The following is a 24,712-nucleotide window of genomic DNA, read 5'->3' as shown; positions in this document are numbered from 1 at the left end:
TCACTTTCAGTCTCCCTCCTACCGCTACAAGGGCATACGTCATGGAAAACGTTGTGAGCTTCCGCGCCACCCCAAGCCCCGCTGCTGCACCGTTGAATGTCCGGCTAAATACGGGTGTGCTGGTACTTGCACTGTGCACTCACGGCTTCAATAGCAGCGCAAATGCTCAAGAGCCGCTGCAACTGGACGCCGTGAATGTCACCGGCGAGGCGCTTGAAGAGACCGATGGCCCGGTCACCGGCTACATCGCCACTCACAGCACTGCGGGAACCAAAACCCTGAGTGCGATACACGAAACGCCTCAGTCGATTTCTGTGGTGACCCGCGACCTGATAGATGCCCAGCAACCCGCCAGCGTTAGCCAGGCATTGCGCTACACAGCCGGGGCCAATAGCGAAAAATACGGAGGCTTCGGTGATCAACTCGACCTCACCCGTATCCGTGGCGTGGATGCCGACTATTACCTCGATGGCTTGCGCATGATCAGCAACGTCTCTACCTGGAGCCCGCAGATCGACCCTTATGCGCTGGAGCGCATTGAAGTGCTGCGCGGGCCAGCCGCTGCCGTTTACGGCCAAGGCACGGGGGGTGGCGTGATCAACCAGGTTAGTCGGCGCCCACAGCCGCAGGAAGCGCACGAGATCAACCTGCAATATGGCTCGTTTGCCCACAAGGAAGTCAGCTTCGACAGCACCGGGCCGTTGAATGACAGTGGCACCCTGCTCTATCGGCTCACCGGTGTAGGCCTGGCCAGCCACGGGCAGGTCGAGGACGTGCGCCATGAACGCTACATGATCGCGCCTGCCATCACCTGGCAGCCCACCGGGCAAACGCGCTGGACGGTACTCGCACAACATCAGCAAGAGCCTGAAATACCCGATTACAACAGCCTGCCAGCCGTGGCGCTGGGTTTAAACCACAGCCCGTTCGCCCGGCTCAATGTGCGGCGCAATTACACCGACATGCACTTTCAGGATTCAAGCCGCAAGCAGGACTCGGTCAGTTCCCTGTTTGAACACAGCCTTGACGCAAACTGGAGCCTGCACAGCAATGCGCGTTATCAGTATGTGAATTCGGATATCACCCGGACCTCGATCTACGGCTACAAAACCATCGATGGCCGGCTCTGGCTGGAGGGCACTTACGGTCTCGCCCCGTCCAGTTCCAATACCTTTTCCATGGACAATTACTTCACCGGCACCCAGGAAATCGGCAATACCCGGCACCTGCTGCTGGCCGGTGTTGACTATCAGAGCGGTACCTTGCGCAGCCAGTCTTACCGCATGACACCGGTGCTGTTCGATCCCAATGCAGCCACTCATTATCGTCCCAGTGCCCGTCCGGATTTTACCGACAGCAAGACACACAACCCGTATTCGGTGGATCAGCAATTCGACCGCTTGGGCTATTACCTGCAAGACCAGATAAGTTATGAACAATGGCGCCTGATGGTGAGCCTGCGCCACGACAAATCCCAGCTCCATGACCGCTCGCAGGCCTATACACCGGCCATGACCAAAAGCAGCCAGACCGATCAAAAGTGGAGCTACCGCATCGGCTTCAGTTACCTGTTTGATAACGGTCTGGCGCCTTACATCAGCTACGCCACTTCGTTCGATCCGGTCCTGGGTGCAGATTACGCGGGGGCAGCCTTTGTCCCGGTCACGGCCAAACAGTACGAGGCGGGGCTCAAATTCCAGTCTGAGGATGCACGCACAACGCTGACCGCCTCGGTCTATGAACTGACCCAGGACAACGTCAAAACAGCTGACAGCGAACACCTGGGGTTCTACACCCAGGCCGGGAGCGTGCGCTCACGAGGCTTTGAAATAGAAGCCAATAGCGCATTCACCGAACGTCTCAATGGCCTGTTCAGCTACGCCTACCTTGACAATCGGATCACTCAAGACACCCGCTACGAAGGTCGCTCGCTGACCCAAACACCCCGGCACACGGCGGCCACATGGCTGGACTATGACTTGCCGCTACCAGCACTCGCCGGGCTGAACCTGGGCGGCGGCCTGCGGTACGTTGGCTCGACCTACGGCAACCCCACCAACAGTTTCAAGGTTCCGGCTGTGACTCTCGTTGACCTCGCGCTGCGTTATGACCTGGGGCAGATGCAGAGCACGTTCAAAGGGGCGCAATTAGCCTTGAATGTATCGAATCTGGCCAACAAGCATTACGTGGCCAGCTGCTCATCCGAGCTGTATTGCTTTATCGGTCTGGATCGAACCATCACCAGCACTTTGTCATACCGGTGGTAAGTCGATGCCTCCTTTAATGTCTTTAACTCGTCGGACTCTGCTGCGCTCGCTCGCAGCAGGGGCCGTGGCCGCCAGTCTCAGCCCCCTGATCAGCGCAGGGGCAATGCGCTCGCGACTCAGAGATATTGCCGGGCGCACTCTGCACATGACACTACCGGCAAAACGCATTGTGCTCGGCGACGGGCCGCTGGCGTATGTCATGGCCTTGCTTGAACCCGATGATCCATTCGCGAATGTGGTGGGCTGGGCCGACAACTTTCGTGCGGCAGACCTGGAGGGTTATCGCGCCTACCAGCGACGCTTTGCCTATATCGATGCAATCCCGACCTTTAAGGGCTCAAGTGTCGGCGCGCTGGACGCCGAACTGGCCATTTCACTGCGCCCGGATGTGATAGTGCTCAACCTCAGCTCGCGCTCCGGCGCCGAGTCTTCAGGCTTCGCCAGGCATATGGAGCAAGCTGGCATTGCGATTATGTATGTTGATTTTCGCAGTCACATCCTGGAAAACACCGAGCCTTCACTGAGGCTGATGGGTCAACTGTTAGGCCAGCAGCAGCGCGCCGCCGACTTCATCGATTTTCGTCGCGAGCACCTGCAGCACATCGCCAACCATCTCACTCCGGCGCCTGAGCGCCCCAGTGTGATGATCGAGCGCGCTGCCGGGCTCTACGATGATTGCTGCCTGTCGTATGGCGACGGCAACTTTGGTGAGTTGATAACGGCCGCAGCCGGCGACAACCTTGGGCAGCACTGGTTGCACGGCCCCTTCGGCACCTTGCACCCGGAGCAGGTGATTGCCGCCCAGCCCGATGTAATCCTGGTCACGGGAGCCAACTGGACGCTGTATTCACCCGCCGGCAGCTGGGTCAACCTGGGGCCCGGGGCCGACCTTGAACACGGTCGTGAACAACTCAGACACCTGATGCAACGCCCGGCCTATCGAACACTCAATGCCGTTCACGCCGGGCGCGTCCACGCCATTTGGCATCCGTTCTACGACAACCCTTGCCACTTTATTGCCGTGCTGCAAATCGCCAAATGGCTGCACCCGCAGCATTTCACGGACCTTGACCCCGACGCCGTGTTTGCCGAGCTGCACCGACGCTTTCTGCCCGTGCCTTATCAGCAAGGGTACTGGCTCAGCCTTGAGGAACATTCATGACCTGCGATTCCCGCTTGCCTTCACCACTGCAAAACGGTCGGCAGTTGTACGCCTCGCTTAGTCGCCGCCGGTTGCTCTGGATCAGTGCCATGGCCTTGTTGTTATTGTTCTCGCTGCTGATGGACCTGGCCACAGGGCAATCGCTGTACCCGCCGCTGGCGGTTCTCACGGCGCTCTGGGATTGGCAAGCGCCGTTGGCCGTCCAAGTGATCTTCTGGGAGATCCGCCTGCCGGTTGCCCTCACCGCGCTCGTTGTCGGCGCCAGCCTGTCGATGGCCGGTGCACAGATGCAAACGGTGCTGAATAACCCGCTGGCCAGCCCGTTCACGCTGGGCCTGTCGGCAGCCGCCAGCTTTGGTGCGGCACTTGGCATGATTCTCGGCGTAAACGTGCTCCCCGCTGCCGCCGTTGCCTTTGCGATCCCGATAAATGCCTTTGCCATGGCCATGGCTGCGGCCTGGTTTATTTACTACCTGAGCAAGCAGCGCGGTATCACCACGCAGATGATTGTGCTGCTCGGCACCACGCTGGTTTTCACCTTTAACGCCTTGCTTGAGGCGCTGCAGTACATCGCCCCGGACCAGGCCCTGTCGGCCGTGGTGTTCTGGACGATGGGCAGCCTGGCCCGCGCCGACTGGATGAAGCTGGGCATCATGAGCACGGTCCTGCTGGCGGTCTGGCCGATCTTCGCGCGTCATGCATGGGCACTGACCGCACTGCGCCTGGGTGAGTCCCGGGCTACCAGCCTTGGGGTGAATGTGGGCCGCCTGCGCTTGCACAGCATTTTACTCAGCAGCCTGCTTGCTGCGGTGTGCGTTTCATTTGTGGGCACCATCGGTTTTGTCGGCCTTGTCGGACCGCACATCGCGCGCATGCTGGTGGGCGATGACCAACGTTTCCTGCTCCCCGCCTCGGCACTCTGCGGGGCGTTAATGCTGTCGCTGGCCTCAGTGCTCAGCAAATCGGTGTTGCCGGGGCAAACCCTGCCCATAGGGATCGTTACTTCACTGGTGGGCGTGCCACTGTTTTTCACCCTGATCCTGAAGCGGAGGTCACGATGACCGAGCGTCTCAACGTGCAACGCCTGTCGGTGGCGTTCAGCCGTCGGCCGGTACTGCGCGCGCTCAGCTTCGGGCCTTTGCAGGCTGGCACCCTGACCGCGTTGCTGGGCTCCAATGCCGCGGGCAAATCGACCCTCTTGCGCAGCCTCAGTGGCGAAATCCCTAGCCGTAGTGCTGTATTTTGCAATCGACAGCCGCTGGAGCATTGGCCCGCGCACCACCCCGCGCGCCCGGTGTATGTACCGCAGGACCTGGGTATGCAGACCTCGCTGCGGGTGTTCGAAGCCGTGTTACTGGCGTGCAAGCAAGGGGGTGGCTGGAGTGTCAGTCAGGTACAACTGGATGCTGTCAGTCGTACCTTGCACCTGCTGGAAATCGCCCACCTGGCCGCCTGTATGCTCGATGAACTGAGTGGCGGCCAGCGCCAGCTGGTCGGCATCGCCCAGGCGATGGTCCGCCAACCGCAAACCTTGTTGCTCGACGAACCCACCAGCGCGCTGGACCTGCGCCGCCAGTACCAGGTACTCAACCTGTTGCAACGGCTGGTACGCGAACAGGGGCTGTGCGTGGTAATGGCGATCCACGACATCAATCAGGCCCTGCGGTATGCCGATGCGGTGCTGGTGCTGCACGACGGACAAATCATTGCCCATGGCCCGCCTCTGCACGTACTGACCCCTGCCCTGCTGGCCAGGGTCTATGGCGTACAGGCCCGTCTCGAGCATTGCACGACCGGCCACTGGATGGTCATGGTCGAGCAGCCCCTTGCCTCATCCCTGCAAAGGACCATCGAAAAATGCTGAACTTACTGATCAAAGATCCACTGCGCGCCGCTGTTGAAAAAGCCTCGGGCGGCCGGCAAACCGTGCGCTACACCGCCAGGGGCCAACCCAGCCATTTGTATGTGGTACCCCGCTTCACGGTCGATAGCAACGGTGCGATCGACACCCCCGGCGGGCAATTGCACCCGGCGTTTATCGTCAATGACCGACCACTCAGCGAAATCTTCTACGGGGTATACCAAGGGGTACTGCGCGACAACGAACTGCTAAGCCTGCCCGGGCAGTTGCCCAGCCGCAACCTGGACTTCAACCGTAGTAACCGGGCAGCCAGAACCTGTGGCCAGGGCTGGCATTTGAGCACCCATGCCGAACGCTCGGCATTGGCGTTGTGGTGTATTGCCAGCGGCTACTCGCCACAAGGCAATACCGGCCACGAGGACGCCCCTTACGGTACCGAAAATGACCCGGTCATGGTCTCGGGTTCAGGCCCCGCTACCTGGCGCCATGACCTCAGTCCGTTCGGCATTGCTGACCTGTGCGGCAACGTCTGGGAGTGGCAGTCAGGCTTGCGACTGCTCGATGGCGAAATACAGTTAATCGCCAACAATGATGCTGCCCACGCCGACCTGTCACGGGATTCAGGTGCCTGGCAGGCGATCCGCCTTGGCGATGGCGTACTGGTGCCTTGCCGATCGCCCGGTAGTGCCAAATTTGATGCCCTGCGCCCCGGCCGTGAAGGTAATGCAGGGCTGGCGGTACTTGCCGAGCAGGTCCAGCACCACAACGGTGAGCCCGGTAGCGATGCCAACTCCCCAGGCCTACTGGATTGCGCCTTCAACCAGCTACGCAGCACGTTGGCATGCGAGTCCCCGTTCCTGTTCAAACTGCTGGGGCTGTACCCCCTTCATGACCTTGTCGACGGCGACCAACTGTATTTGCGCAACTACGGCGAACGCCTGCTTTTGCGCGGTGGGGCCTGGTATTCCGGCAGCAATGCCGGGTTACGCACGCTGTGCCTCAGCCACCCGCGCACCCACGCCAGCCTGACCGTTGGCGCACGCCCAGCCTTTTTCGAATGAGACGGAGCCTTGTGAAATGACCTTTTCAGACCCTATCGATACCCTGCTGGATGTCGCCCATGCATTGCCTGCCAACGCTGTACCCGCCTCGGCTCTGGCCTTCCAGCGCAAACGCCTGCTCGACAACCTTGGCTGCATCGCCGCGGGCTACCAACAAGCGGGTACTGACGCTGCGTTACACCTGGCCCGCCAATGGAGCGGTGTTGCACAGGCCACCGTACTTGGCAGTCGCGAACGCCTGAGCGTCCCGCAAGCTGCATTCGTCAACGCCGTACGGGCCCGCGCCCTGGACTATTGCGATGTCATCTCGCCCGGCTGGCACCCCAGTTCCAGTGACATTCCGGTGGCCTTGGCCATGGCCGAACACTGCGCCAGCAGCGGCCGGGACCTCCTTGCCGCTCTGGCGATCGCACAAGACATCGCTCAACGCATCAATCTGGCATCGCAAGCCAACGGATTTTTCTATCGCGGTTTTGATTCAAACATTCTCGGTCTGATATCCGCAGCCATCATTGCGGCACGCCTGCTCAAGCTCGATCGCCAGGCCTTCGCTGACGCAGTAGGGCTGGCCTTTGATTTTGGCATCGGAACCTTTCAGCACTATCAGGACAAGGCCCTCGCGGTACGGATCGGCCAGGGGATGGTTTCACGACACGGAATTGAGGCGGCGTTGCTCGCTCAAGCCGGCATCAGCGGCCCACGCAGGGTGTTGGGCGGCGAAAATGGTTTTTTCCGGTTGTATGCACCTGCGCCCCCCAACCTTGAGCAGCTTTACAGCGGGCTGGGCAAACAGTTCCTCGGCGAGGAGGCCACCTGCTTCAAGCTCTATCCGCACTGCAGTATCCTGCTGGCCCTGAGTGAGGCACTGCTGGCACAACCCGCACTGAGCCGCGAGCAATTGCAACACTGCCAACTGCAATTGCGGGTCTCGCCGACGATGCGAATGGTCTGCGGCGGCCCGTTCGAACCCGGAAATACAGCGCAGGTCGACGCTCAGTTCAGTGCCCGGTATGTCACTGCCAACGCCTTGTTAAGGCGCCGGGCAAGCCCTGCCGAATTCGATGTGCAAGCCGTGATGGACCCCGAAGTGCGCCGTCTGGCCAGTCTCATAGAGTTGACGGAAGAACCTGCCTTCGAACGCTTTGACCAGTGCCACCTGACCTTGACCGCGCCCGGTATGACGCCGCGCCTGCTGTCGATTGCCTACGGTCGCGGCTGGCCGGAAAACCCGCTAAGCCTCGATGAAATCAAGCAAAAGTTCATGACCTGTTGCGCCTTGTCGGGATCCAAGGGTTTTGTGCAACATGCCTCGACCATCACTCAAAAGGTGGAAGAGCTGGAGGCTGCCGTCAGCGTCTCTCATTGGGTAAGCACGCTGCTCGAAGACTAGTGCCCAAGCATGGCCAGGCAACTGGCGGAAACCTTTTCAGCAAAGGCGGTGCAGTCCTCAAGGCGGTCGACGATGGCATCGTCGGCTACTCCATGAACACCGGAATAAATCATCAACGCATTGACCCTTGGATCAGGAAATTTCCAGACACCCGCCGCCTTGCCGCCTTCGAGAATGCCCATCAACTGGTCAAGAATGGCATTTTTTGCCTTGTTGTTACGGTCGTGGTGGTGATGGTTGGTGTAAACAATGTCATGAATCGAGTACGTCGCAAGATAGGTGACGATATTGGCATGTACCCAGACCCGTAGACGCGATACCCAATCATCCTTGGCACATTGCTCGATGGCCTGTTCCAGCTCCGCGAGAAAATGCTGCGTGTAGCGCTCGCCGAGGGCCACCAGCACGTCGTTCTTGGAGGCAAAATAGGTATAGAACGTACCCTTGGCTACCTGCGCCTCTTCGACAATATCGCTGACGGTGGTGGACTCGACGCCCTTCTCGAGAAACAGGCGCTGTGCCGCATTCATCAGTTCGTCCAGGCGAACTTCGGCAGGCTTGGTTCGAGGGGCACCAGCAGGTTTCTGGCGCGGCTTTGGCCGAGGGCGTGTTTCAATCATGCTGTGGCTCGATACGGTAAAAAATATCCATGCAGTGTATGTGAATATAAATGCCCAGGCCAAGCCGAGGAGGCAGCCCGGCCGTTTGGCGGCCGGGCGTAACCTCAAGGTGTGAGCCTGCAGTCTGCAACGGCGTCAGGGCTAACCGCTAATACCCGAACAGCGACTTGCTCTCCAGGTATTCGTCAAACCCCGACTCACCCCACTCACGCCCGTTACCCGACTGTTTGTAGCCGCCAAACGGCGCGGCCTGGTCGGCCCGTGCACCGTTGAGGTGGACCATGCCGGTGCGCAGTTGGCGGGCAACCTTGCGACTGCGCTCCAGGCTTGCCGAGGTGACGTACCCCGACAAGCCGTAAGGGCTGTCGTTGGCAATAGCGATGGCCTCGGCTTCGCTGTCGTACGGCATGATCGCCAGCACCGGGCCGAAGATTTCTTCACGGGCCACCAGCATATCCGGGGTGACGTCGGCAAATACCGTCGGTTGCACATAGTAGCCGCGCTCCATCCCTGGCGGTCGCCCCGGCCCCCCGGCAATTAACCGCGACCCCTCGGCAATGGCCTGCGCAATCATGGCCTGTACCCGCTCAAACTGCATGGCATTAGCCACCGGGCCTATGGCCGTGGCCGGGTTACTGTCGTCAAAGCACACCTGCGCCAGCACTTGCCGGGCGATCTCAATCACCGCCTGTTGTTGAACCCGAGGCACCAGCAAGCGCGTCGGCGCATTGCACGACTGGCCACTGTTGCGCATACAGCCCAACACCGCATGGCGCACGGCGCCTGGCAGGTCGGCATCGTCGAGCAGGATATTCGCGGATTTGCCGCCCAGCTCCTGGGACACACGTTTGACCGTATCGGCGGCCATTTTGGCCACAGCGATACCGGCGCGGGTCGAGCCGGTAAAGGACACCATATCCACGTCAACATGGCGGGCCAGTGCGGCTCCCACCCCAGGGCCGTCGCCGTGGACCAGGTTGAATACGCCTTTGGGCACGCCAGCCTCATGCAGTACCTGAGCGAGGATATGCGCCGACAACGGCGCGCGCTCACTCGGTTTGAGTACCAGGGTGCAGCCCACCGCCAGAGCGGGCGCGAGCTTGCAGGTGAGCTGGTTGAGCGGCCAGTTCCAGGGCGTGATCAGTGCACACACGCCGATTGGCTCTCGCACCACCAGCGAACTGCCCAGGCGACGTTCGAAACGGTACTCGCGCAACACCTCCAGCGCCTGCACCAGATGGCCCAGGCCCGCCGGCACATGGGCATTGCGCGCCAGGGACAGCGGCGCGCCCATCTCCAGGTGCACCGCTTCGATTAAAGCCTCGCTGTGGCCCTTGTAGGCTTCGATGATGCTGTGCAGCAGTTCCATGCGCGCTTCAAGGGAACTGCCGGCGAATCCAGGAAACGCCTGGCGGGCCGCGCTGACTGCACGGTCCGCATCCTGCGCGTCACCCAGGATGATGCGCGCGACCACCTGTTCGGTGGACGGGTTCACCACCGTTTCGACGGTTTCGCCGTGGGGTTTGACCCAGGCGCCGTCAATATAGAACTCAAACAAATCGGACATGTTGTCGACGCCCCTCAGGCCACCTGATTCAAAGCACCCGCCAAGGTGTCAAACACCTGGGCAATCTCCTGCGGGCTGATCACCAGCGGCGGCGAGATCACGATGGTGTCGCCCGAGCCGCGTACCAGCACGCCCTGTTCAAAGCACCAATGCGCAACCTCGCTGCCGCGTGCGCCGGCGGCACCGGGGCGTGGCTCAAGTTCGACGGCGCAGAGCAAGCCGATGGCGCGTACATCCACTACCGGGCCAACGCCCTGCAGCGCCAGCGCGGCAGACTGCCAGAGGCCGCTGACCGCGTTAACGTGCTCGTTGATGCCCAATTCGCGGTGCACCTCGATGGTCGCCAGCCCGGCCGCACACGCCAGCGGATGCGCCGAATAGGTGTAGCCGTGCATCAGCTCGATGACGTTCGCCGGCCCGGCCATGAATGCTTCGTACACCGCACCGCTGACCAGCACGCCCCCCATAGGTACGGCGCCGTTGGTCAGACCTTTGGCCGTGGTGATCAGGTCCGGCGTCACGCCGAAAGCCTGGGCGGCGAAACTGGCGCCAACGCGGCCAAAGCCGGTAATTACTTCATCGAATATCAGCAGCACGCCGTGGCGGGTGCAGATCTCGCGCAAGCGTTGCAAATACCCCAGAGGCGGCGGATACACCCCACCCGAGCCCGTCACCGGCTCGACGATGACGGCGGCCACGGTGCCGGGGTCCTGGATGTCCAGCAGTTGCGTCAACGCATCGGCATAACTCTCGCCCTGCTGCGGCTGCCCCGCGCTGAAACGCATGCCCGCGTCGTACGGCAGCGGCAGGTGTGAGACCTCCCCCAGCAGCGGACCAAAGTCACGCTTCTGGCGGCCGATACCCGACACCGACAGGCCACCGAAACCCATGCCGTGGTAGCCCTTGGCACGCCCGATAAACTTGGTGCGGCGGCTGTCGCCCCGGGCCTGGTGATACGCCCGGGAGATCTTCAGGGCGGTGTCCACCGCTTCGGAACCCGAGTTGGTGAAGAACACGTGCTCCATGCCTGCCGGGCTGATTTCGATCAGGCGCTCGGCCATCTCCAGGGCGTGGGGGTGACTCATCTTGAATGACGAGACAAAGTCCAGGCGCCCCGCGGCCTCGCGAATGGCTTCGACAATTTTTGCCTGGCCATGCCCGGCATTCACACACCACAGCCCGGCCATTGCATCCAGCACACGGCGGCCATCGCTGGTGGTGTAGTACATACCCTCGGCGCTGGTGAACATCATCGGTTGTTGCTGGAACTGGCGCATCGGGGTAAACGGCGCCCAGAACGCGCCGCTGGCAGTCTCTGGCTGTTTGCAAAAATCGTTCATGGTGACTCCTGAAATACTGTTGCGGGATGGCCAGTCAGCGTCGGGCGCTGTAACGGACCTGCGTTAACATTGACGCTGCGGTCCACAGACAAGGTGCCGTGCTCAAGCCGGCAGGTGACGCGGTCACAAAATGCCGTTTCGACAAATTGCCAGCTCATGCTCAGCGCCCCGTCTGCGGTCCAGACCGCTTGCGCCACCACCGGGGTCATGTCCGGCTGGTATTGGTGATGCAGATAGTGGCCGGTCATGCTGGTCCGGCTTTCGATGGCGTCGGTAAACCCGGCGCGGATGCAGTGGCTGCCGCGGGGGTCGGTGAGGTAGAAGTCGCAGTAGCCGTCACCGAACACCAGGCGCACCTGGCTGACCTGATCTTCATTGGCCTGCATCTCGAATGTGCCGCTGAACCCGGCCTGTCGCGACGAAGTCGATGCACCGGACAGAGACGGCCGCTGCTGGCGGGCCAAGAGTGCCGCCAGCTGCGGGTCAGCCGCGCTGTCGGCCGGCCCGTCCAGCGCAGGCAACAGATGCTCCCAGAGCAGGCTGTGCAAACGCCGTTCGCCCAATGGCAGCCCGGCAGTAAATGCAATCACCGCGTTCTGCTGTGGCAACACAATGCACTGCTGGCCAAATACCCCGGAGGCGTAATAGCCACCATGCAGGGTCATCCACCACTGATAGCCGTACCCCTCGCGGCGAGTGATACCGGCGGCGCCGGACTCGTCGCGGCCCAGGTAGCGCTTGCCATCGAAGGCGCCCATCCACACATCCTCGACATGCCCGCGCGTGGCCTCGGCCACCCACTCGCGGGACAGCAGTTGCTGCCCTTCCCAGCTTCCTTGCTGCAAGTGCAGTACACCGAACTTGAGCAAATCTTCGGTACTGCAACTCAAGCCGTTACCGCCGGTGTTGTAACCGCCAGGCGCCAGATCCCACTCGATACGGCCCATGCCCATGGGCTCGAAGATACGTGCGTTGCACAGTTCAAAGGCGGTCTGGCCGCTGACGACACTGACAATGGCCGAGAGCATGAAACTCGACGCGCTGCTGTAGATGAAGCGCTGTCCTGGCGGGTCTTCGACCGGCTCATTGAGGAACAATCTGACCCAGCTTTCACTGCGCCCGCGCCAGGCCCCGCCGGAAATCCCCTGACGATGGCCAGTGCGCATGGTCAGCAAATCGCGCACGGTCATGGCCGCCAGGTGTTGGCTGATGGGGGTCGGGCATTGGCCGGGAAAAAAATCCACTACTTTGGCGTCCAGCGACAGCACGCCGTCATCCACCAACAGCCCGATGGCCATGGACACCCAGCTCTTGGTTGCCGAATGTTGAACGTGCAGCCGGTCTGCACGGTAAGGCGCCCAAAACGCTTCGGCCACCACCGCGCCGTCGCGATACAGCATGAAACTGTGCAACTCCAGGCCCGCAGCGTTCACCGCATCGATGAAATCACTCACGCCACGCGCCGACACGCGTTGTTGGCCGGGCAATGCCCGCCGCAACGGCAAACTCGTCATCTGATCTATCCCCTCATTCCACTGCTTGGGCGTGCGCCAGGCTCACCCTGGCGCACGCCGATACCGCTACCAGAGCGCCAGGCTGTAACCCAGGATCACTCGATTCTCATTGGTGTCGCGGGCAAAGTTGCTGGTGGCGCTGGCGTTCTGCCAACGCAGCGACACGTTCTTGAAGGTGCCGCTCTGCACCACATAGCCCAGGCTTAAATCACGCTCCCATTCGCGCCCTTCGCCGTTGAAGCCGATGACCTTGGCGTCAAAGCCCTTGGCATAACGTGTGGAGAACAACAGGCCCGGTACGCCCAGTACGGCAAAGTCATAGTCATAGCGGGCATGCCACACCCGTTCGTTGGTCTGGGAGAAGTTGGCCAGTTGGTACTCGGTGAACAGGTAGGTGTTGCTGCCGTCAACATAGGTGAAGGGTGTCGCACCGTACTGCTGCTGGTAGCCGCCGCTGAGGTTGTGGCCATTGAGGCCGTAGCCCACCCGGGTACTCAACGCACGGTTATCCACTTTGCCGGCAAGCGCCGAGCCGTCTTCGCTGGCACTGAAGTAACGGATGTCGGTCTTGAAGGTACCGGGGCCCCACTTGAAGCTGTTTTTCAAACCCAGGTAATGCTGTCGGTACAGGCTCTCCAGTTGCGCAAACTGGTAGGTGACCAGGGTGCTCGGCGTCAGCTTGTAGTCGCCGCCGGCGTAGCGGAACTCGTCGCTCCTGGCGCTGCTTTTGTAGGCGCCGTACTGGCTGGTAAGCCCCATGTCTTCGTAGTGAGTCGAGTCCCGTTGCTTGACCTGGTCCAGCTGGCCCACGCTCAACGTCAGGTTGTCGATGTCTTTGGAGGTCAGCGCCGTACCACTGAAACTCTGCGGGAACAGACGGCTGAGGTTCGGCTGCAGGGTCGGCAGGTCGGGCACCATGTAGCCCACCCGCAGCTCGCTTTGGGCCAGGCGCGCCTTGCCGGTGATACCGAGCTTGGAGTAGTTGTCATGGGCGCGGCGGGCATAGCTGGGGGAGCCCGGCTCGGCCACGCTCGAGCGCGCCAGCAGCCCTGTGCCTGAATTGTCCGGGCTGGAATCGAGCTTTACACCCAGCATGCCGACTGCATCCAGACCAAAACCGACGGTGCCCTCGGTGAAGCCCGATTCAAGGTTCAGGATAAATCCCTGTGCCCACTCCTCGCGCTTGTTCTGCCCGCTGGATTCGCGGTAGTCGCGGTTGAAGTAATAGTTCTTCAGTTCAAGTGCAGCTTTGCTGTCGGAGACGAAGTCGGCCTGGGCAAACACGGGCATGAAACTGGCGCCCACGACCCCGGCACTGGTAACGACTTGGTTGATGCGGTTCTTCATGTGTAGGTTCCTGGCAGACAGGTTGAGTAAGGTTATTTTTGTTTTCTTCGGCCATGGCTTCGCCCGCTTCGCAAATCATCGATTTGCGAAGGGTTGGGGTTCTACGCCATGGCCTGGGGTGCTGCAGTCGCTAAATCACACTGGCGCGAAGGCGATAACTGCCATCCGCACGTTTCTCCAGGGGGCTGGCCGCCGCGAGGAGCCGACGGGTATAGGGGTGTTGCGGGGTGTCGAAAATACTGTCCCGCGAGCCAATTTCAACCACCTCGCCCTGGTTCATCACCGCCACGCGATGGGCGATGCGCTCCACCGCCGAGAGGTCGTGGGAGATAAACAGGCAGGCAAATCCATATTGGCGCTGCAAGCGCTCGAACAGTTCGAGGATCTGCTTCTGGATGGTCATGTCCAGCGCCGAAATCGGCTCATCGGCAATGACCAGTTTTGGCCGCCTGACCAGCGCCCGGCCAATCGCCACGCGCTGACGTTGCCCACCGGAGAGTTGATGGGCAAAGCGCTCACGAAACTGCTCGGGCAAGCCCACGTCCACCAGGGTATCGGTGACCCGCTGACGCTTTTGCGCAGGGTTCAGCCCCGGCTCATGGCGCAGCGGCTCGGCGATGATCTGGCCGACGGTCATGCGCGGGTCAAGGGATGAATACGGGTCCTGGAAAATCATCTGGCATTGCAGACGATGCGCGCGGTTGGCGGCCTTGAGGATATCCACGCCTTGAAACATGATCGCCCCGGCGCAGGGCGTCACCAGCCCGACCACCGCACGTCCCAGGGTGGTCTTGCCCGAACCGCTGCCACCGACCAGCGCCAGGGTCTCCCCCGGGGCGATGCTCAGGTTCACCGAATGCACCACGCGCTTTGGCACGCTACGGCCCCAGAAACTGCGGGGGCCGGGATGTTCGATACACACATCGCGAACCTGCAACAGCGCGCGGTCTGAGGCCGGTAGTGGTACCAGCTTGCCACGGCGCGGCAACGCCTCCAGTAACTGGCGGGTGTAGTCGGCCCGGGGCGCAAACAGGATGTCTTCGATACGGCCCTGCTCCACGGCCTTGCCCGAGCGCATCACCACGACCTTGTGGGCATAACGCGCCACCAGAGACAGGTCGTGGCTGATAAACAGGATCGCGGTGCCCTGCTCGCGGGTCAGTTCCAGCATCAACTCGATCACGTCCAGCTGTGCCAGGCAATCCAGCGCTGTGGTCGGCTCGTCGGCGATCAGCAGTGCCGGGCGCAGCAACATCACCGAGGCGAGCATGATGCGTTGGCGCATGCCGCCGGAGAACTGGTGCGGGTAGGACGCCAGGCATTTCTCGGCGTCCTTGATGCCAATGCGCTGCAGCATTGCGATACAACGCTCGCGGATCGTTGCGGCGTCCAGAGTGGTGTGCAGCTTGAGCGCCTCACTCATCTGCCGACCAATCGTCAGGGCCGGGTTGAGCGACACCATCGGCTCCTGGAATACCATGCCGATCCGCGCCCCCCGCACCTCGCGCATGCCCTTGGTATCAGCGGTATTGAGCGGTTCGCCCTGAAAGATGATGCGACCGCCGCACACCTGCATCGGCGTGGGCAGCAAGCCAATGACAGCGCGGGCGGCCATGGTCTTGCCGCTGCCCGACTCGCCCACCAGCGCAACGATCTCGCCGGGGGCCATGTTGAAGCTGAAGTCATCGACAGCCAGCGGACCGTCTGCACCGACCCGAATCTGTAGATTTTCAACAGCCAGTAACGTAACTGGAGCGCTCATGCTCATGTCCTCATGCGCGGGTCGAGACGATCACGCAAGGCATCGCCGAACAGATTGATAGCCAACAACGTCAGGCTGATAAAGATGCCCGGGAAGATCCCCAGCCACGGCGCATTGGATATATAGGTGCGGCTTGCCGACAGCATGCTGCCCCAGGTGGCCGCGGGGGGTGGCACCCCGAGGCCCAGGAAGCTCAGCGCACTCTCCGAGAGCAAGGCCCAGCCGAACATGCTGGTGGCCAGCACACACAACGGCGCCAGACAGTTGGGGGTGATGTGCCGGAACATGGTGTACAGCTCCGAGTTGCCAATCACCCGCGACGCCTCGATAAACTCCAGTTCGCGCAACGACAGCACGCTGCCACGCACCACCCGCACCACGGAGGGGGTGTAGGCGATGCCCAGCGCAAGCACGATGCCGTACTGGCTGGCACCGATGATCGCCATGATGCCCAGGGCCATGAGAATCCCGGGGAACGCCAGCAACGCATCGTTGAGCATCATCAGTACCCGGTCGGTCCAACCCCGCAGGTAACCGGCGAGCATGCCGATCAGCGTGCCGCAGATCACCGCTACAGCGACCGACAGCAAGCTGATCCACAGGCTGGTACGCGCACCAATGATCAAGCGGCTGAACACATCACGGCCGAATTCGTCGGTGCCCAGCCAATGCGCTGCGCTCGGCGGCTGCAGGCGCGACAACAGATCCAGCTTCAGCGGGTCGTACGGGGTCCACACCACGCCCAGCAGCGCCAGAGAAACCAGTGCCGCGAGCAAGGTGCCGCCAATCAATGCATTGAGTGGCGGGTAACGCCAGGGCCGCCGGGGCTGACAAGCCGGCCCGGCCGGCAAGGAAAGAGTCTTGAGGTTCATAGCTTCACCCTTGGATCAAACAACGGATACAGCAGATCCACCAACAGGTTGACCAACACGTAGATGCAGGTGATCAGCAGCAGGCAGCCCTGCAGCACCGGATAGTCGCGGGAGAAGATCGCATCCACCATCAGCCGGCCGATCCCCGGCAAGGTGAACACCGTCTCCAGTACCGCAATGCCGCCCAGCAGATTGCCAAGAATCAGACCGATCAGCGTCCAGGTCGGCGCAAAGGCATTACGCAAGGCGTGCCTCCACAACACCGCACTCTCGGACAAGCCCTTGGCCCGGGCATGGGCGATGTACTCCAGGCGCAGCACTTCAATGGTGCTGGCCCGGGCCATCCGCGCAATGGCGCCGAACTCCACCAGGGTCAGGGTGATGATCGGCAGCACCACATAGGTCACGGCCTTCAGCGGGTCGCTGGCGAAGCCGACGTAGCCAATCACCGGCAACCAGCCCAACTGAATGCCGAAGACATACAGCAGCAACAATCCCAGCCAGAAACTGGGCACCGACAACAGCAAGGTCGCCGTTGCCACCAGGCCCAGGTCCATCGCGCTGTTTTGCTTCCAGGCCGCGAGCAGGCCCACCGGCACTGCGAGCAGGGTCGCCAGCAACACTGAAACCAGCACCACCGTGGCGCTGACACTGAAGCGTTCGACCAGCAACTCCAGTACTGGCTGGCGACTGCTGATGGACACCCCCAGGTCGCCACTGAGCACCGACTTGATCCAGATCAGGTACTGGCTCACCACCGAGTGATCCAGCCCCAGGCTGCTGCGCATGTCGGCCAGGCTTTGCGGGTCGGCCATGTCACCGAGCATCAGCAACGCCGGGTCGCCAGGTATCAGGCGGATCAAGGCAAATACAATCACCGAGATCAGCAGCAGGGTCGGCACCGCCATGCCGAGCCTGTGCAATATGAATCGAAACATAGCTGTACGCCTTACTTGGAAGTGTCGGCCAGCTTCACGCCCCACAGGCGCGGCTTGGCAACGGGCCAGGAGCGGTAACCTTCAACGCGCTGGCCCATGGCGCCGATGGCTGTACCGTTGTAGATGACCACCATCGGCACATCCGTGAGCATCAGGGTGTGCAGCTTGTCGAACAGTGGCTGGCGTTTGGCGGGGTCGACCTCACGCTGGGCGTCGCGCAATATCGCCAGGGCCTGGGGGTTGTCCCACACTTTGCGCGGCTCCTTTTGCTTGTCGCCGATGACAGACTCATAGCTTTGCGCCGCATCAAAGCGCCCCGAATATGAAAACGACATCATCTGGTAACTGCCGGTCTGGTAGCGCTCCAGTTGCGTGCCCCACTCCAGCGTCTCCATCTCGATATTCAGCCCCGCCGCCTGGGCCATGGCCTGGCTGAGCAAGCCCATATCGAACATCTGCGGGTAGCGTTTATTGACCAGCATGCGGATTTTTTCACCGCCATAACCCGCCTCTTTCAACAGGCGCCGGGCCTCGTCGAGGTTGTAGGTGTAACCCTGGTGGGCGGTGGCGTCGTAATAGGGACTGGCGGTGGGGATTACCGAGTTGTTGACCACCGACAAACCATCGGACAACGCCGCAACCATCTGCGCGTAATCCAGGGACAGCGCCACCGCTCGACGAATACGCACGTCCTTGAGCAGCGGGTCATTGGTCTGGAACAGCAGGCCGCTGATGGTCATGATCGGACTGACCTGTATTTGCAGGTTCTTGACCTGCTTGAGCTGTGCTGCGTCCATTGCCGTTACATCCGGCAGCAGGTCCACGCCACCCGACAGTAACGCGGCCTTGGCCGACGCCGAATCGGGGATCACCTCGAAACGCACCTTGTCGACAAACGCCTGCTTGTTGCCGGTGTAACCGTCCGCCTCGGACTCGGCACGGGGGCTGTAGTCCTTGAAGCGATCCAGCTCGACGTACTGGCCTTTCTGCCATTTGCCCAGACTGAACGGCCCGGTGCCAATCGGTGCGCGCCAACTGCCATCGGCGGCCAGGGAGTCCGGGTGCACAATGCCGCTGCCGGCGCAATCCGGGCGGGCCATTGCCGCCAGGAACAAGCCGTTGGCCTGGTCCAGCTGGAACACCACGGTTTTCGGGTCGGGAGTGGCCACATCGACAATTTTCGCCGCCCCGCGGCCATCGAACTCCGCCAGGCAGCGCCACTGGGTCTTGGGGTCCAGATAGCGTTGCCAGGTCCATTGCACATCCCGGGCCGTCAACAACTGGCCATTTTGAAAGTGCACCCCGTCACGCAGGGTAAAGGTGTAGCGCAGGCCGTCCGGCGATATGTCCACCGCACTGGCAAGCAGTGGCGCGATGCTGGTGTCTTCGCGATACGCCACCAGCCCTTCGACGATATGCATCATCACCGCGTCGGTATTGTCGTCGCGGTTGACGCCCGGGTCGGTGCTGCGGATATCACCATTGAGGCCAACACTGATGACCTTGTCTTGCGCGACGGCCATGGACACTGTGCACGCCGACATTGCGACGGCCAGCGCCGTCTTTACGTAACTGTTCACGGGAGAAAGACTCCTTGAAGAAATATTCCGGTCGGTGGCGAGGGCCAAGGCAGGACCGGCATCAGAATGAGTGAATCCTTGATTATTGTTATACGGTCTGTTCTGAGTGCAGCTACCAGCGTTGTATCAGCCAAGGCTGCGCTTGTGGCGCAAGACCCTGGCGAAAAAATCCTGGGCAGCCGGCATGGCCTTGATGCCCTGGTGGGCCACATTGGGTAGCAGGTCGAAATGCACCTGCACCCCGGCGGCTTCAAAACTTTGCTTCAAGGCCGCCAGGCGTTCCGGACGAGTACGTCCGGCGGAGTTGGCGCCGGCCATGTAGTGTTTGCCGCCTTCGCGGTGGGTGATCTCCCAGGTTTCAAGGTCGGAATCGCCCACCACCATGTGCACCGGCAGTTGCTGCAAGGCTTGCAGGTTCAGCGGTTTACCGAAGCGCGCGGCGAAGTCCCGCACCCCGACCCACCAGTCCTGGTCGGCATCCAGCAAGGTGACAGAACCCGGCGCGCCAATAGATGCCGCCCAGAGTTTTTCGGGGTGCAGATAGCAGAAGCGATGGCTGAATTGCCCGCCGCCGGAATAACCGAACAGGGCGAAGGTCTCAAAGCGGCGACCGTAAAGTTTGCCGACGCTGGCGATCATGTCGAGCAAGACCTTGTCGTAGCGAATATCGCCTTCGACCATCTGCTTGTAACCGTCCCCATTGTCGTCACCCAGCACGCCGACCGGGAACAGCGGCGACAGAATCACGCAATCGTTCCAGCGACCAAATTCCGCGAAGCCATTGCGGTAGATTTCCATCGCCCGGGTAGAACCGTGCAGCGAGACCACCAGGTCAACCGGCCGGGTGCTGTCTTCGATGGCCTCGGGCACATACAGGGTGTAGGCAAAACGGCTGTCCTGCTGGTGCGAGTAAACCGTGGTTGCACCGAGGTGATAGACGTTTTTGGCAGCGCGCAAGGCCGCGTCGAGGGTGTTGTTATCAGGATTGCTCATGGGGAAAGTTCGCCGAATCAGTTCGGACTTGAGTATTGTTCGACGGCTATAAAAAGAAAAACTAATTTAACTTTATCAATAGTAAACATTATCTTTACTATTAATCCCCTGCCCTCGCTACAGGTCTGCCCATGAGCAACATGCGTTTTTTCAAGACGTTTATCGCCGTCGCCGAGTACGGCAGCTTCGCTGCCGCCGCCGACCGCGTGGCCCTTACCAACGCCGCCGTTGGCCAGCAAATGCGTGCCCTCGAAGAGGAGATGCGCAGGCCGTTGTTCGACCGCAGCCAGCGACAGATCAAGTTGAGCCGCGATGGCGTGTTGCTGCTGCCCAAAGCCAAGCGCTTGCTGGAGGACTACGAGCAGATGATCGCCGAAGCCCCTGACGGTCTGGCCATGGAGGGCGAAGTGTCCATTGGCGGCATTACCTCCGGTATGGGCCTGCTCGCCAATTGCCTGGTGCAACTGAAAAAGCTGCACCCGCGGATATCGGTCAACCTGATGACCGCCCGCTCCGATGAAGTGGTCAACCTGGTGCATGCCGCCAAGCTCGACGCCGCCTTGCTGATCGAAACCGCGCGGCAGAATTTCGATGGCTTGAGCTGGACCCTGCTCTACAACGAACCCATCGTCATGCTTGCCAACGCTACACAAACCGCCGGCATCAACGACGCCGTGGAACTGCTCAGAACCCAGCCGTTTATTCGCTACGACAGGTCCACGGCAGTGGGCCGCAAAGTGCAGTCGATCATCAAGAGCGAATCCATCGAGCCGTTGGAGATTCTGGAACTCAACTCGATCATTGGCATCGCTGACCTGGTTCGCCAGCAAGTCGGTGTGGCAATCGTGCCGTTGCTGAAGAACTTTGACTGGGACAAAGACCCTTGCCTGCGGGTGCTGCCGTTGCCGGGCGACCTGGCGGTACGCCGGGTGGGGATATTGGAGCAAGGCACCAAAAGTGCGATTACCGGGGAGATTCGCAAGTTGCTGATGCAGGCGGTGGCGAAGTGAGCTTTTTGCAGCTTTGCCGGTAGCGTCAGGCGTATCGGCTCGAGTCCGATCGCTGTTGAAGCGGACTCTGGCGGCGGATGCCGCCAGAGGTTTTGCTCCGCCTGTCAGTTAGAAGTCCACCGACGCGGAGAGCTCAAAGGTACGTGGCGCCCCCAGGCCCAGGCTGGACAACAACGGCGTGCCCCAGTAGGCCTTGTCGGTCAGGTTGGTCACACTGGCGCGCAACGTCACCGGGCGACTGGCTACGCGGGTGGCATAGCGTGTGCCCAGGTCAAAGATCGTATAGCCAGGTATCGATTGCGTGTTGTCGTCGCTGATGTACTGCTTTGACACTGATGTCGCATTGGCGGTCAGGGTTAAACCGTCGAGTACCGGTGTGTCCCATTCCACGCCCAGCTTTCCTTGCAGCTTGGGCAAGCCGGTGGCCGTCTTGCCCTGGTTGACGCCGCCCTCGGTCTTGGTGATTTTCGGGTCCACATGAGCCACGCCCCCCATCAGGCGCACATTGTCCAGCGGTGAGCCGAAGAATCCCCACTCGACACCCCGGTTACGCTGTTCGCCACCAAACGAAAAGATATTGCTGTTCGGGTCCAGATAGCTGCCGGGACGCTTGATTTCATACAGGCTGAGGGTGTGGGTGAAGTCACCGAGATCGACCTTGAGCCCGACCTCTTTTTGCTTGGACTTGTAGGGCGCGAATACATCTCCCGCATTCGCGGCCGTCATCGGTGCGGTCGCCCCCTGGCTCAGGCCTTCGATGTAGTTGGCATACAAAGACACATGCTCGCTGAGTTTGACCAGCAACGCCGCCGCAGGCGTGGTGGCCTCTTCGTCATAACGGTCTGTGCGCGCCCCGGTAGTCACACTGAAACTGTCGGTGAGCACTTGCTGACGGCGCACGCCAAGGGTCAGTTGCACCTGTTCCTCCAGAACCGACAGCGTATCTGCCACGCCGTAGCTGGTCAGACGGCTTTCGTTATGGGCAATGTAGGGGTAATCGGTGGGCGCAGCCGGGCCCCAGACCGGGTTGTAGATATTGGTCACCCAGTCTGCACCCGGCACCGTGCGGCGCCCGAAGTCCTTTTGGGTATCGCCGTAATGCGTGGCATTCAAGGACCATTGATGCTTGATGGCCGCCGTCTGGAAGTGGCCCTTCAAGCCAACCTCCCCCGAGGTCTTCTCGAGTTCCATTTTCAACTGGCCCATGCTGGTCCTGAAGTCGCCCGCATCGTTAAACACAGTGGCCAGCATCGTGCCGCTGTAGGTGTAGCGGGTCCTGCTGGCGCCGTAGGCCGCATAAGCCATCAGGCTGTCAGTCAGGTCGTACTCACCGCGCACTATCGCCCCCCGGTCTTTAGTCTGCACATACGCCCAGTCGGGGTTCAGCAGAGTGTCGGCCTTGGGCGGTTTGGGTACTGCCACGCCGGAGGCCAGGTTGATCCCCCGGTTCTGCCCGCGAATACGGTCTTCACTTTCATACAGGTCGGCGGAGAGGCGAGCACGCTCGCCGCGCCAGTCCAGGCCCAGCGACGTCAGTTCGGCCTTCTGCTCCTGGTGATTGATCGCTCCGTCGCCATCACGGTAAACACCGTTGAAACGGATGCCGAACTGCTGGTCCTCGCCAAACCGCCGGCCCACATCCAGATGCCCGCCAAACTGGGCATCCGACATGTAGGTGCCGGTCAGCCGCGTCAACGGTTCATCGCCAGCACGCTTGGGTACCAGGTTGACGCTGCCGCCTACCGAGCCGCCGGGCGGCATGCCATTAAGCAGTGCAGACGGGCCTTTGAGCACCTCGATGCGCTCGTACATTTCCGGCGAAATCCGGTAGTACGGCGCGACGCCATACAAACCACCGATGGTCACGTCGCTGATGTCACTGGCGAAGCCACGGATGGAGTAGTTCTCACTGAAGGTGCCGGTCAGGCCGTTGCTGAACACTGAAGGATCAGTGGCAGCAATCACCTGAGTGATGTTTTGCGCCTGACGGTCGGCGATGTACTTCTCCGTGTAGCTGACGGTGCTGAACGGCGTTTCCATGAAGTCCTTGTTACCCAGCAGGCCGACACGGCTGCCGTACGCCACCTGCCCGCCGGCATAGGTGGGCAGCAGCCCGGAAGGCAATAGCATTTCGCCCTCCACCAGGGTGGCGGGCAGCGTGGAGACACCCTCTTCTTCACTGGTCGTGCTCTGGGCATAAGCCGGCAAGCCGGTTGCGGCCAGGGTCAGGCCCAGTAGTACACCCTGTACGGCGGCGGCAGTGCGATTCAAGGCAAAGGCTGCGCGTGGTGGCGCAATGCGGGTTTGAAAGTGGCGTTTACGCACGCTATGACTCCGTTCAATTGAGAAGGTATTTGTTGTGTTGAATCTGAATCTAAAGAATGGTTTTAATGAGAATCGATAACTATCAAAGGCGTAAGCGGCTACGGCCTGGCACCCTTTAGCGCTGATAGCCCTTTTCGACGTCGTCGATAATCAATTTCAGTGAGGTCGGACTGGCCCCGGTCACGTACCAGGCCTGGGCATCGACAAAGATCACCCGCCCGTTTTTCCAGGCCTTGGTCTGGCGCAGCAGCGGGTTATCCATGCTTCGGGCATCCATCACTGGTCGACGCTCCATCACTGCCGTGCGGTCGACGACGAAGATGATGTCGGGGTTGGCCTGCAGGATGAATTCGCTGGAAATCGGCTGGCCATGCAGGCCGGTTTCGGCATTCGGGCCGGCCGGCTTCACCCCCAGGGCACTGAAGATGAAGCCGTAGCGCGACTGCACGCCGAAGGAGTTGAAGGCGCCATTGTTGTGCAAAACCACCAATGCTTTGTCGGGGCGCCCCGCAGTGATACGCCTGACCTCCTCGACCCGGGTGTCCAGTTCGTTGACCTTCTGCCGGGCGAGCGCCTGCCGGGCGAAGACGTCTCCCAACGTCATCAGGTGCTCCCTGATGACGTCGATGTGGCGCGCCTGGCTATCGCGATAGTCGACATCAAAATGAAGGGTCGGGGCCATCTCGCTCAATTCCTCAAAGCGATTGGCCTGCAGCGATGTAATCAGTATCAGATCAGGCCGGGCGCGATGAACGCGTTCAAGATTGGGCTGCACGATCGAGCCCACGTCCTCGACGTTCGCTGCATCCTTGTAGCGGGCAAGAAAATGCGGGACGAAATCCTTCGGCATCGCCGCCACAGGTACCCCCAACTGGTCGAGAAAATCGACCTCGTTCATGTCCAGGGCGACCACCCGTTGTGGCGCATGGTCGATCCGGGTCGTGCCCAGTTGGTGTTGCACTGTGACAGGGGTGTAAGCCGCCGCTGATGATTGTGGGGATGGCGCTTGGGCGGACTTTTCATTACATGCACAGAGTGCGGCAGTCACGGCGATCAGCAAGGCCGACGCCCACCTGCGGTGTGTGTGATGGCTGGACATGGGG

The 24,712-nt window shown here is 61.1% G+C and carries 19 protein-coding genes; 7 read left to right on the top strand and 12 right to left on the bottom strand.

What is annotated here, in order from left to right; translation table 11 throughout:
• The first annotated feature begins 41 nt into the window (after window positions 1-41).
• The 6 genes from FEZ21_RS14250 to FEZ21_RS14225 all read left to right on the top strand — a co-directional run bounded on the left by FEZ21_RS14250 (window position 42) and on the right by FEZ21_RS14225 (window position 7,741).
• Complete coding sequence (locus FEZ21_RS14250) at window positions 42-2,267, top strand: TonB-dependent siderophore receptor (RefSeq protein ID WP_010656581.1); 2,226 nt, start codon at window positions 42-44, stop codon at window positions 2,265-2,267.
• A gap of 64 nt (window positions 2,268-2,331) precedes the next feature.
• Window positions 2,332-3,429, top strand: a complete 1,098-nt coding sequence (locus FEZ21_RS14245) for an ABC transporter substrate-binding protein (protein WP_003445281.1) — start codon at window positions 2,332-2,334, stop codon at window positions 3,427-3,429.
• Entirely contained in the window at window positions 3,426-4,490 is a 1,065-nt protein-coding gene (locus FEZ21_RS14240; RefSeq protein ID WP_010656582.1) for an iron ABC transporter permease, read from the top strand. The genes FEZ21_RS14245 and FEZ21_RS14240 overlap by 4 nt, the downstream gene beginning before the upstream one ends.
• Window positions 4,487-5,293, top strand: coding sequence for an ABC transporter ATP-binding protein (locus FEZ21_RS14235; protein ID WP_160627547.1), 807 nt, complete (start codon window positions 4,487-4,489; stop codon window positions 5,291-5,293). Before FEZ21_RS14240 ends, FEZ21_RS14235 begins: the two co-directional genes overlap by 4 nt.
• A complete protein-coding gene (locus tag FEZ21_RS14230; protein WP_003445274.1) occupies window positions 5,287-6,351 on the top strand; it encodes a hypothetical protein in 1,065 nt (354 codons plus the stop codon). The genes FEZ21_RS14235 and FEZ21_RS14230 overlap by 7 nt, the downstream gene beginning before the upstream one ends.
• Window positions 6,352-6,367: 16 nt before the next feature.
• Window positions 6,368-7,741, top strand: coding sequence for an MmgE/PrpD family protein (locus FEZ21_RS14225; protein WP_160627545.1), 1,374 nt, complete (start codon window positions 6,368-6,370; stop codon window positions 7,739-7,741).
• Here FEZ21_RS14225 and FEZ21_RS14220 read toward each other — a convergent pair.
• The 10 genes from FEZ21_RS14220 to FEZ21_RS14175 form a co-directional block, all read right to left on the bottom strand.
• Window positions 7,738-8,361 carry a TetR/AcrR family transcriptional regulator gene (locus FEZ21_RS14220; RefSeq protein ID WP_003445270.1) on the bottom strand — a complete coding sequence of 208 codons (624 nt, stop codon included), beginning with the start codon at window positions 8,359-8,361 and terminating at the stop codon, window positions 7,738-7,740. The genes FEZ21_RS14225 and FEZ21_RS14220 overlap by 4 nt on opposite strands.
• 148 nt (window positions 8,362-8,509) lie before the next feature.
• Complete coding sequence (locus FEZ21_RS14215) at window positions 8,510-9,928, bottom strand: aldehyde dehydrogenase family protein (protein WP_160627543.1); 1,419 nt, start codon at window positions 9,926-9,928, stop codon at window positions 8,510-8,512.
• Between the two features lie 14 nt (window positions 9,929-9,942).
• Window positions 9,943-11,268: an aminotransferase class III-fold pyridoxal phosphate-dependent enzyme gene (locus tag FEZ21_RS14210; protein ID WP_160627541.1), complete on the bottom strand. Its 1,326-nt coding sequence runs from the start codon at window positions 11,266-11,268 to the stop codon at window positions 9,943-9,945.
• Complete coding sequence (locus tag FEZ21_RS14205; protein WP_160627539.1) at window positions 11,265-12,782, bottom strand: serine hydrolase; 1,518 nt, start codon at window positions 12,780-12,782, stop codon at window positions 11,265-11,267. The genes FEZ21_RS14210 and FEZ21_RS14205 overlap by 4 nt, the downstream gene beginning before the upstream one ends.
• Before the next feature lie 66 nt (window positions 12,783-12,848).
• Window positions 12,849-14,129, bottom strand: a complete 1,281-nt coding sequence (locus FEZ21_RS14200; RefSeq protein WP_160627538.1) for an OprD family porin — start codon at window positions 14,127-14,129, stop codon at window positions 12,849-12,851.
• A 130-nt stretch (window positions 14,130-14,259) separates the two neighbouring features.
• Complete coding sequence (locus tag FEZ21_RS14195; RefSeq protein WP_160627536.1) at window positions 14,260-15,891, bottom strand: ABC transporter ATP-binding protein; 1,632 nt, start codon at window positions 15,889-15,891, stop codon at window positions 14,260-14,262.
• A 2-nt stretch (window positions 15,892-15,893) separates the two neighbouring features.
• Complete coding sequence (locus tag FEZ21_RS14190) at window positions 15,894-16,763, bottom strand: ABC transporter permease (RefSeq protein WP_160627534.1); 870 nt, start codon at window positions 16,761-16,763, stop codon at window positions 15,894-15,896.
• Entirely contained in the window at window positions 16,760-17,701 is a 942-nt protein-coding gene (locus FEZ21_RS14185) for an ABC transporter permease (protein WP_060692326.1), read from the bottom strand. The genes FEZ21_RS14190 and FEZ21_RS14185 overlap by 4 nt, the downstream gene beginning before the upstream one ends.
• A gap of 11 nt (window positions 17,702-17,712) precedes the next feature.
• A complete protein-coding gene (locus FEZ21_RS14180; RefSeq protein WP_160627532.1) occupies window positions 17,713-19,281 on the bottom strand; it encodes an ABC transporter substrate-binding protein in 1,569 nt (522 codons plus the stop codon).
• Window positions 19,282-19,407: 126 nt separating this feature from the next.
• Entirely contained in the window at window positions 19,408-20,274 is an 867-nt protein-coding gene (locus FEZ21_RS14175) for an alpha/beta hydrolase (protein WP_160627530.1), read from the bottom strand.
• Between the two features lie 131 nt (window positions 20,275-20,405).
• Here FEZ21_RS14175 and FEZ21_RS14170 point away from each other — a divergent pair, with 131 nt between their 5' ends.
• A complete protein-coding gene (locus tag FEZ21_RS14170) occupies window positions 20,406-21,284 on the top strand; it encodes a LysR family transcriptional regulator (protein ID WP_003445252.1) in 879 nt (292 codons plus the stop codon).
• A gap of 108 nt (window positions 21,285-21,392) precedes the next feature.
• Here FEZ21_RS14170 and FEZ21_RS14165 read toward each other — a convergent pair whose 3' ends face one another.
• Window positions 21,393-23,609: a TonB-dependent siderophore receptor gene (locus tag FEZ21_RS14165; protein ID WP_160627528.1), complete on the bottom strand. Its 2,217-nt coding sequence runs from the start codon at window positions 23,607-23,609 to the stop codon at window positions 21,393-21,395.
• Window positions 23,610-23,724: 115 nt separating this feature from the next.
• Complete coding sequence (locus FEZ21_RS14160) at window positions 23,725-24,708, bottom strand: siderophore ABC transporter substrate-binding protein (RefSeq protein WP_160627526.1); 984 nt, start codon at window positions 24,706-24,708, stop codon at window positions 23,725-23,727.
• Between the last annotated feature and the right edge of the window lie 4 nt (window positions 24,709-24,712).

Origin of the sequence: Pseudomonas sp. 9.1(2019) (genome assembly GCF_009910445.1) — a bacterium.
Taxonomy (GTDB): Bacteria; Pseudomonadota; Gammaproteobacteria; order Pseudomonadales; family Pseudomonadaceae; genus Aquipseudomonas; species Aquipseudomonas paraversuta.
The sequence above is the reverse complement of the archived record's forward strand: the minus strand, read 5'-3'. Positions and strand labels throughout refer to the sequence as shown.